Source organism: Halobacillus faecis, from assembly GCF_007991335.1.
In the GTDB taxonomy this organism is placed as follows: Bacteria; Bacillota; Bacilli; order Bacillales; family Halobacillaceae; genus Halobacillus; species Halobacillus faecis.
Map to the genome: position 1 here is coordinate 1 of NZ_BJYD01000011.1, position 10,100 is coordinate 10,100.

Annotated in this window: 8 protein-coding genes; 1 reads left to right on the top strand and 7 read right to left on the bottom strand. The window is 41.4% G+C overall.

The features are described 5' to 3' along the window. Positions 1-185: 185 nt before the first annotated feature. Positions 186-803: a TetR/AcrR family transcriptional regulator gene (locus HFA01_RS06455; protein WP_146814410.1), complete on the top strand. Its 618-nt coding sequence runs from the start codon at positions 186-188 to the stop codon at positions 801-803. Positions 804-850: 47 nt separating this feature from the next. Here the strand turns inward: HFA01_RS06455 and HFA01_RS06460 are convergent, their stop codons facing one another. From HFA01_RS06460 to HFA01_RS06490, 7 genes are all read right to left on the bottom strand, one after another. Beyond that, positions 851-2,272: a dihydrolipoyl dehydrogenase family protein gene (locus tag HFA01_RS06460; protein WP_146814412.1), complete on the bottom strand. Its 1,422-nt coding sequence runs from the start codon at positions 2,270-2,272 to the stop codon at positions 851-853. Then, complete coding sequence (locus HFA01_RS06465; protein ID WP_146814414.1) at positions 2,262-2,663, bottom strand: DUF1499 domain-containing protein; 402 nt, start codon at positions 2,661-2,663, stop codon at positions 2,262-2,264. Before HFA01_RS06465 ends, HFA01_RS06460 begins: the two co-directional genes overlap by 11 nt. Positions 2,664-2,734: 71 nt before the next feature. Next, positions 2,735-3,925 carry an anti-sigma factor domain-containing protein gene (locus HFA01_RS06470; protein ID WP_146814416.1) on the bottom strand — a complete coding sequence of 397 codons (1,191 nt, stop codon included), beginning with the start codon at positions 3,923-3,925 and terminating at the stop codon, positions 2,735-2,737. Next, positions 3,922-4,659 carry an RNA polymerase sigma factor SigI gene (gene sigI / locus HFA01_RS06475; RefSeq protein WP_146814419.1) on the bottom strand — a complete coding sequence of 246 codons (738 nt, stop codon included), beginning with the start codon at positions 4,657-4,659 and terminating at the stop codon, positions 3,922-3,924. Before sigI ends, HFA01_RS06470 begins: the two co-directional genes overlap by 4 nt. A gap of 361 nt (positions 4,660-5,020) precedes the next feature. Continuing rightward, positions 5,021-5,854, bottom strand: coding sequence for a S1C family serine protease (locus tag HFA01_RS06480; protein ID WP_146814421.1), 834 nt, complete (start codon positions 5,852-5,854; stop codon positions 5,021-5,023). 32 nt (positions 5,855-5,886) lie between these two features. Then, entirely contained in the window at positions 5,887-7,914 is a 2,028-nt protein-coding gene (locus tag HFA01_RS06485; protein WP_146814423.1) for an ABC transporter ATP-binding protein, read from the bottom strand. Further along, entirely contained in the window at positions 7,911-9,659 is a 1,749-nt protein-coding gene (locus HFA01_RS06490; RefSeq protein WP_146814425.1) for an ABC transporter ATP-binding protein, read from the bottom strand. The genes HFA01_RS06485 and HFA01_RS06490 overlap by 4 nt, the downstream gene beginning before the upstream one ends. Positions 9,660-10,100: the final 441 nt, after the last annotated feature.

Sequence of the window (10,100 nt, forward strand, 5' to 3'; positions counted from 1 at the left end):
GCTTTCCACCCACCCCTGACGCTCAATGCAGGCAACGACCCCCGTGTCTCTCGAAACTGAGTGTTCCACAATCGGGAGCTTTTCTGGAAGGTAAAGTTGAAAAGTTCATGGCTTTCAGAAATGAAATGTATGAATTGAATCGGTTCATAACTTCGTGTATGATGGTTTAAGAAGAGGTGTAGACAATGAACGGATTTGAAAGACGGAAAGAACGCAAAAAGCAAAACATCTTGAACGCCTCCCTGAAGTTATTCTCAGAATATGGGGTGCAGAAAGTCAGCATCCAGGAAATTGCAAAAAAAGCACAAGTTTCCCAAGTCACCATTTATAATTATTTTGGCGGCAAAGATGAGCTCCTATTCGAGACAGTCAAGAAATTCATTTACGAACGACTAGACCGTTTTCGGGACGTCGTCGACAATGACAATATGGACTTCAAAAAAAAGATTCAATTTGTGATTCAAGATAAAAAAGAAAACATCCTCCATATGGACCCCGGATTTCTTCAAACAGTAATGAGGGACCAGCCTGAGTTGCAAGAGATGATTCAAACGTTCACAGAGAGAGATGCAGTCCCTTTACTGATGGAACTTGTGGAACAGGGAAAAACTCAAGGGTACGTCCATCCTGATATTTCTTTTCGCTCCATCATGTTTTATATTGAAATGTACTACCAGGCGATGCGATCGAAGGAAGATCTCTTCGATCATTCTCTACCTGAATTAAGTGAAGAAATCACTCATATGTTTTTCTATGGGTTGATGGGGAATCAGGACGAGCATTTGCATGAAGATAAAGAATAACGAAAAAATGCGTAGAGACTTTTCTCTACGCATTTTGTTATCCTTGCTTATCGTAACTTTTTCACATACCAACGAATAAGGTCGTTCCATTTACTTCCGAATAGCTTTTCTCTCCAATATAGGTCTGCGGTTTGAGAAACGACATTATTTTTTGCAGGGTAAGGGTGTACGACATTCGAGATGCTCTGAAACTTCTTATTGAGTGCCTGCACGGTCCCTACTTCCTGCATCCATTCTCCAGCTCCTTCCCCAATCGCATGAGCCCCGACGATTTTCCCTCGGTCCGTTGTCAAAACTTTTACTAGTCCCTCTTTCTTCCGCTCCGCCATAAAACGATCGTTGTCTGCTAATTTTGTTTTGAAGGTTAACAAGTCTTCTCCATACTGCTTTTGTGCTTCTTCTTCTGTCAAACCGAGGTGGTAAATTTCAGGGTTTGAGTAGACAACCCATGGAATTTTTTCATAAGAAGCTTTTCTAGAAAGACCCAGTACAGCATTAGATACGGCGATTTTCCCTTCCATTCCTGCGACATGAGTGAAAGGCATCGATCCATTACAGTCACCTACAGCATACATGTGTTTTTTATTGGTTCTTAAAGTTGCATCCACTTGAATTGAGCCTTTTTCAGTTACAATACCAGCCTTGTCCAACCCAAGCTTTCCAATGTTCGCTTTTCTGCCAGCCGCCACAAGAATGGTATCTGCAGTAATGCTGTTTGGAACATCATCTTTCGTGTAGTGAATTTCAACCTGATCCCCTTTTTTCTCCACGCGTTCAGCTTTTGAATTCGTTAAAATATTCAGTTCTTCAGATAATAAACGTTGAGACAAGTTTGCTATTTCCTTATCCTCTTTAGACAGAACCCTATCGCTGCCCTCTATTACGGTTACCTCCACACCTAAACGACTCATCGCCTGAGCCAGTTCCACTCCGATCACCCCTCCACCTATAACGACCATAGAAGAAGGTCTCTGTTTCAGTGAAAAAATGGTTTCATTTGTTAAGTAATTCACTTTATCCAAACCATCAATCGGAGGAATGGCAGGAGAAGATCCAGTAGCTATGACGAAACGTTTCGCTGTAATCCTCTGTTCCCCTACCTGCAAGGTATATTCATCTATGAATGTTCCTTCTGCTTCGTAGATGTCAATACCAAGATCGATAAAACGATCCTTTGAATCATGCTCTTGGACATCTTGTAGAGCATTTGCGACCCGTTCCATGGCTGACTTAAACAACCGACTATAATCTTCTTCCGTCAATTCAGAGTATTGGGCGACCTCTTTAACCTCTTTAGCCGCTTGAATCAACGCCTTTGAAGGCATGCACCCATAATGAAGGCAATCCCCCCCAAGTTCCTTTTTCCGTTCAATAAGAGCTACCTTAGCCCCAAAACTCGCTGCGCCTGCTGCTACTGTTAAGCCACCTGAACCTCCACCTATAACGACGATTTGATAATCAAACGTCATGGGTTTCTCTCCTCATGGACTCATAATGTTCAGAGAAGTCCTTCATTCGTTTTTTATTGACTCCAAAGTCTGAATAACCCACTCTTGAAGCAGATCTGAAATGTACGACCTCTTCCTCCTGATCAAAATAGAACTCGACATCGTCCTTGAACTTCATCCACTTAGATTCGACAACGGCATGGATATAATTTTCGTTTTCTGTTTCAACTGCCGTCCTCTCCATCTCACTTAGGACTTCTTTGATTACAGACTTTGTGGTCTCTAGATCTTTGGAAAAAGCAAGCGCTGTCATCTTCTTTTCTTCTTGCTCTGTTTGAGTACTCACACAGTTCGGAGACTTCGGACAGTCCGACAGCCTCCCATTTTTGACGCCTATATAAGGTTTGCTCATTGCTACTCCTCCTTTTCTACACGATACCCTTATACTCCATGCTTCTTCAACAAAAAAGCACTCCTAACTGTCTAGGAGTGCTTTCCATTCGAAGAATTTCCGTTACCCTGAGGAGTTTTCTCTTTATCGTTCGAGCTGCTCCCTTTGTTTCGGTCATTCTGCTTATCCTCTTGTTTCGAACCTGAATTCTTGTCCTTCTCTATATCTTTTTCTTTCTCTGTTGATTTAGGAGAGGGTTTTGCCGAATGTTTATCTTTCGAATTTTTATTCTCATTATCTTTATGTGGGTTCTTGTTGTCTTTCTTTTCTATGTGCTTGTTCTTGCTGTCTTTTTCTTCTATGTGGCTTTCCCCTTGATCAGCCTTTGTTTTCTGCTGACCAGGAGCTTGATCTTTTCCTTTTGAGCGTGCTTGTTCGGGTTCCCGTTTTTTTGCATCCTGTTTCTCTGGCTTTACAACAGGAGGGGCCACCGGTTTCATGTCAGAATCAAGCACTTCCCCTTGTTCTTCTTCAGATGAATCTTCTTTATAAAAGGATTGAATAATTTCTCGATCATCATCTTCAACATGAACAGGGAGTTCGGATTCTCCTTTTTGGTCCGTTACTTCTTTCTTTATTCGGTCTGCAACCATTTCATTCACAGATGCCTTTTGCTCAATAGCTTTTCTTCGTAAATCCTTTGGGACTAAGAAGGTAGCAATACTTATATTCGCGGACTTTTCCATGAGGAATGTTTCAATCTCTTCCGTGTAATCCTGGTTCACTTCTTCTTTTAAATAACTGATACCAATGAGGACCTGGTTCGCATCATTGCTATATCCTCTTTCTTGACTCAACTCAATCAACTCAAAGGTGACTTCCGATGCATCTTTCTTTTTCCAATCTTTCAAGGTAGTGACGATTTCATCCGCTTCATCATTTTGAGGGATTATATCTATCACTTGCATCTGATCATTCAATTCAAGTTCAACACTAGGATTAATATCAATGTTCATGTAAGCATACGCTTGGTTGCTTCCATACCAGGAAAAAACAGGGAACACCATTAATAGAAAGATAATGGCTACAACAGCTGCTCGCGTATAGCGATTACGTAAAACTTGAGTCCATTGATGCAGGACTTTACGTTCATCAACTGTCCTGAATTGGACTTCCATTCCAATATCTGCATGGTTAATCTTCTCAGCTCTATGGAATTTGCCATCACTAGTCATGACAATCATATATTCATTCTGCTGTTCCATGACAATACCTTTTTTCACATACCCACCCCTTTCAGATAATCCTTAAGATATACGTAATCCCCGTTCAGGATGAGAACTAGTGCAATGATGAATTTACGGTTTCGTTCTAACGTTTTCTTACTAACATCGACACGATCGACCAAGTCTTTGATTGGTAATCGGCCTTTATCGATGACTTGCGAACATAAAAATTCATCTTCATAAACGAGCCTGGCCACCTGAACAGCAGACTCTCTGGCATCTCTATGTTTGGGAGATGCATCGATCAGCTCATCAAATGAAAGCTTATACTTCTGCAATTGGGCCTGAAATTCCAGAATTTCTTCTTTACGATGCCAAGCTTCCGTTTCCAATTGGAACTTTTCCTTAGCCGCTGAAATCTCTACTGGGTTTTCCATTTGATCTTCATCATGGAAGTCCTCATCAAGCGAAGTGACTTGTACACGTTTTTGTTCGTTACGAATGTAATCAATCACTTTTCGCTTAATCACGAGTCTTGCAAAAGAAAGAAATGAACTCCCCTTATCACAAGAATAAGATTGGATTGCTTCATTAAATGCAAGCAAACCGATACTGAACTCATCATCTTTTTTAGGGTCTATATATCTTTTACAAACTTCAGAAACACTTTTGGCGATGAAAGGTTGATACTGTTTCAGCATTTCATTACGTGCATCATCATCTCCCTGTTTGGCTGAAGCTACTTGTTCATCCAGGGAGGGATCTGCTTTTTGAAAAAGACGTTTGATCAACCTTTATCACCTCCAGCCTATTAATATTTTCGATAATGGCTTTAATTTTTTGGGTGTCTTTTTTAAGATTATTTCAATTGTGTTACAAAATCGTATCAACCAAAATTTCTGAAGTTTGTCTTAATTGGGTCAGGTAAAAAGGTATTGTCCTTGACCATGACCATTTTACTGAACAACACATGAACGGTCTACTTCATAGGGGTTACATTTTATTAAATAACCATTTCAAAAAATAAGCCCTAAGACTCTTCCATGGTGCACATCGAATGATAAGAAGCATACAACCTATTTATTTAGGTATATATACCTACGAAATGCTAGAGCTTTTCACCGAAATGATTCGTACAATCAAAAAGGAAACCTAAGGAAGGTTTCCTTTTTCTGTCTGTTCATAATAATAATCAATAGGTACCGCGAGGCCGACCCGCCCCTCTTCATCGTCATGTAATGTAGCAAACACTACCCCGATCACTTTTCCTTGGTCATTGATGACCGGACTTCCTGAATTCCCCCGGTATATCGGAGCATCAAGCATGAGAACTTGTTGATCCCAATCAGACAACTGTTTATAACCTATTACATTCCCCTCATTAGCAATTCCTGTAAACTTCAAAGGATTCCCGATAAAATACACATGTTCACGTGAATCAAAAACCGCTTGATCAGCAAGTTCTAAATGAGGGAGGTTTTCTCCTTCAACATCTAGAACAGCGAGGTCGACGTCAGGATATGAGGCCACTATTTCCGCACTGAAGAGACCATCATCTGGAAAGCCTACTGAAATTCTTTTTTCGTCTTCTATGACATGATGGTTTGTAAGGATATAACCGTCTTCGGTAAAAGCAAATCCGGTTCCTTTGCTTTGTCCAGCCTCCACCACTACAACGGATTCCTTATACGTCTGCACCTTTTCATTTGTTGAAAGCTTTGCAGAAGTGGTAAGGAAATCAATGGCTGGAATAGAAAATGTATTTGGAAGGACGGCGACGATATTCAACACCATCATAAAAGCGATCAACCAAAATATCCATTTAGGGAAAGGACGCTTTTCTTTTTGCTGTTCTTTCTCAATCCTTTCCCGTTCATATGCTTTTCTCTTCTCTTCCTGTACGAGTTCATACAGTTCATCATCATCTATTTCTTCATACAAGTCATCATCGATAATATCCTTTTTTTCGTATTCTTGCTCATGCATGAAACCTGCCTCCATGTAAGCAGTTTTGGGACCTACACCGCTTCTATCCCTACAGCACCTTGCTGCATCTGATACATACGATAGTACTCGCCTTTGCTATGAATCAATTGCTGGTGGGTCCCTTGTTCCATTATTGTACCATGATTAAGGACAAAAATTTGGTCCGCTTGTTGAATGGTAGACAAACGATGAGCAATCACCAAAGTCGTTCTTCCTTCCTTCAAAACTTCCAGTGCTTGTTGGATTACCTGCTCAGTTTCTGTATCAATATTCGCTGTTGCTTCATCCAAAATCAAAATGGCAGGATCAAACGCTAACGCACGAGCAAAAGAGACCAACTGCCTTTCACCCATCGACAAGGTATCCCCTTTTTCATTAACAGGTTCATCATATTTTCCGGGTAATTTTTCCACAAAGTGATCAGCTCCGACAGCTTTCAACGCTTCTATTGCCATTTCCCGGGAAATACGCTCATCACCCATGGTTACATTCGACAAAATCGTTCCACTAAAAATAAAGGGATCTTGAAGAACAATGCCCATATGGCTGCGCACTTGCTGTCTCGACCACTCGCTTATGGAGTTTCCATTGATTCGGATTGTTCCTTGCTGGGGGTCATAAAAACGGAACAATAGATTCATGATGGAACTCTTTCCTGAACCCGTATGACCGACAAAGGCAGCGGTCTCTCCAGGATTCACTTTGAATGAAAGATCTTTAAGCACTTCATTCCCCTTTTCATAGGCAAATGTCACTTGATCAAAGTGAATATCCCCTTTGTACCGTTCAATTGGTTTACTTACAACAGGCTCACCACGTTCATCCAGGATTTCGAAAACACGTCCTGCAGCCACACGGGCTTCTTCGAGCTGAGGTAATTGATTGACAAGATCTGTAACCGGCTGGAAGAGTCTGTTCAGATAATCAACGAAAGCATAGAGGACGCCGGCCGTAACAATACCTTCAGGACCTATGGAACCCGCCCCGAAATACCAGATAAAAGCTACGAAAGCAAGGTTCCTCAGTACATTCACGAGATTAAATGATGTTAAAGCACTTAATCTGATCAATTTCCTCTGATAAGTGAAGTGTCGTTCATTTAAGCGTTCAAACTCTGCTGATGTCTGTCTTTCCTGTCTAAATGATTGGATGATTGACATTCCCTGAATGGCTTCATTGATGTTTCCATTCATGTCACTGACAGTAGAACGGACAACTCTGTTATACCTTCCCGCGTAGCCTTTGAACAGCTTCATCCAAATCAGCAGAATCGGAATCAATAATAAGCTCAACAGAGCCAGCTTCCAATCCAATAACAGCAAGGCAATATAGATCCCCCCCATATAAAAGAAGCTCGTAACAAATGTCGCCAGCACTTTTACATACAGCTCACGAATCGACTCTGTATCATTCGTTACACGAGCGACCACCTTCCCCGCTGGCTGATTAACAAAGAATTGAATCGGCAGTGTTTGGATGTGTGAAAAGAGGTCATCTCTCATTTTCTTAATAATCCTATTGGAAGACTTTTGCAACAAGAACGTATGCGAAAACTGAAACACGGATGCAAAGAGCAGTAACCCAACGTATAAACTGAGGAGCCAATAGATCGATTTCATTTCAGGAAGAAAAAAGCTGTACAATTCCTGAAGCTTTAATTTTTCAGCACCTACCCTATACGTACGGTCGGAGGTTTCAATGGTCAAAACCCCGTCCTTCCACTGACGACTGCCAGTGATAGGCACTTGTTCCTCCGTGAAGTAATAGTTTCGCCCCGCTTGCAAAATCGTTCGGGTTTGAAGGATTTCATCCGATTCATCTCTTCGATCAGAGCGTTTATACAGAGCGTCCCTGTATTTAACCGTGTGTTCATCCTTTGATTCAACCTGATACCATTGGTTCTCAATTCCAATGATATGCTGATCAATCAGCCTTTTGGCAATAAAAGGACCGGTGAGTTCTAACGCGACGGCGATGATTAAACAAACCAGACCAATGAATATACGTTTACGAAACAACCACGCATACTGAAACAACTGTTTTTCGGCCGATTTCTTCATCGCCCCACCTCCCCGTTTTCCAACTGCTGATGCTCATACTGCTGCTGATACCATCCGCCATTTTCAACCAATTCATCATGTGTTCCCTTTTCAATCACTGCTCCATCATCGAGCACCAGGATTTGATCCGCATGAGTTACGGCTGAAAGTCTGTGAGCAACAATGAACGTCGTCTTTCCTTGCCGTTCTCTTCTCAAGTGTTCTAAAATTTCAGCTTCTGTTTTTCCGTCCACAGCTGACATAGCATCATCCAGCAATAGAATTTCAGGGTCCATGATGAATGCTCGGGCAATGGAAACCCTTTGCTTTTGTCCACCAGAGAGCGTAACTCCACTTTCTCCAACTTTTGTGTCCAGACCCTTAGGCAGTTGTAAAAGATCATCTGCAAAATGAGCCAGCTCCAATACACGGTTAATTTCCTGGTCGGAGGCACACGGTTTACCAAATTGGATATTCTCTCTGATCGTCTTGGAGAACAGCACTTGATCTTGTGGTACATAACCAATCCAGGCTCTTGTCTGATCAAGACTAAGGTCTCCTAGAGGAACGCCATTCACCTCAAGACACCCCGTATCCCTGGGATATTCTCGAAGAAGCTGACGGAGCAACGTTGTCTTTCCTGCTCCTGTTTTTCCAACAATGCCAACGGTCTCCCCTTGCTTCACTGTTAAATCAATGCTGTTAAGACTTTTTTTATCTGCCCCTGGATAAAGGAAGGACAGCTCTTTAAACACAATCTGCTTCGGACTTTCTATGAAAGCAGGGGACTGCGGGTCCTTCACGTCCGGTTTGTAATCAAGCGTCGACTGTACCCGGTCCAAGGACGCATTTCCGCGTTGCAAGACATTAATCAGTTCCCCAACAGCGAACATCGGCCAAATTAACATTCCTAGATAAACATTAAAGGAAACCATCTCTCCTAAAGTGATTTGGTTTTGGAAGACGAGACTCGCTCCATACCCTAATCCAATCGTATAAGAAAGACCGACTAAGATCTTTATCGTCGGTTCAAATAGCGCATCAATCTTCGCTACTTCTATGTTTTTGTCGTAAACTTCTGTGGTCATTTTATTGAATGAACGTTCATCATTCTTTTCTTGCACAAAAGCTCGAATGACTCGAACTCCTCGAATGGACTCGAGGACCTGATTGTTCATTTCTCCAAAAGATTCCTGCGCTTCGGTAAAACGCTTATGAATCACCTTACCGTACCGCTTCATGACAAGAGCCATAATTGGTAAAGGAATCAATGCAGCAAAGGTCAATGGCCAGCTTATCGTAAAACCCATTACAGCAATAATCAACATCATAAATATGGTCGAATCAACCAACGTCAGGATTCCGAAACCCGCCGTCATCGTCAGAGCCTTCAGGTCATTCGTTGCTCTCGCCATAAGGTCCCCTGTACGGTTCTTACCGAAGAAAGTAGGTGTCATTCGCAGAAAATGGTTCATCAAACGGGATCTCATCGTCCTCTCCATCATCATCGCACCACTAAACAGCGTATAATCCCATAAATAGGAAATGGTATAACTCGCGATGATTATTCCCCCGTAAATGAGTAACAGTTCCATTAGACGTTCTCTCGTAAAGGAATTGAATTGTATTTCGTCAATCGCGATCCCCACTAGTTTCGGAGGGATCAAGTCGATCATACTTACAACGATTAAAGCAATAATCGCCAATGTGTAACGCTTCCAGTAAATTTTAAAGAACCAACCCAGCTTGAACAATACACTAAACATTATTTACCATCCTTTCTTCAAAAACAGTCGCTAACCGCTCTCTTTCCAATCTTCGTTCCATTCTTTCTTCTCCATGTAGTGAACCATTTTGATTCCTCCTCAAATCGTTTATGGATTTATATAAAAATCGGTCTTGTAACCGACTTCTATCCAGACAAAAAAAGCATACGTCCTTTGACGTATGCTTACACACATAAAAAAAGGCACGTATCTACGTGACCTTGTTTCTCCTATACGTTTTTCAAAAAATGTTAGATAAACAAACGGCTTTCAGTCACGATCGATATGAAGTTGTCTTTATATTGAAGACGGTGCTTTTTCATCATCGTGACCTCCTTTTGTATCAATGATTATATATTATATATTTTTCTGAATTTTAAATCAACCATTATTTTCAAACCATGACTATTCAACAATATGGCAGGATTGTGGAAGACTCAG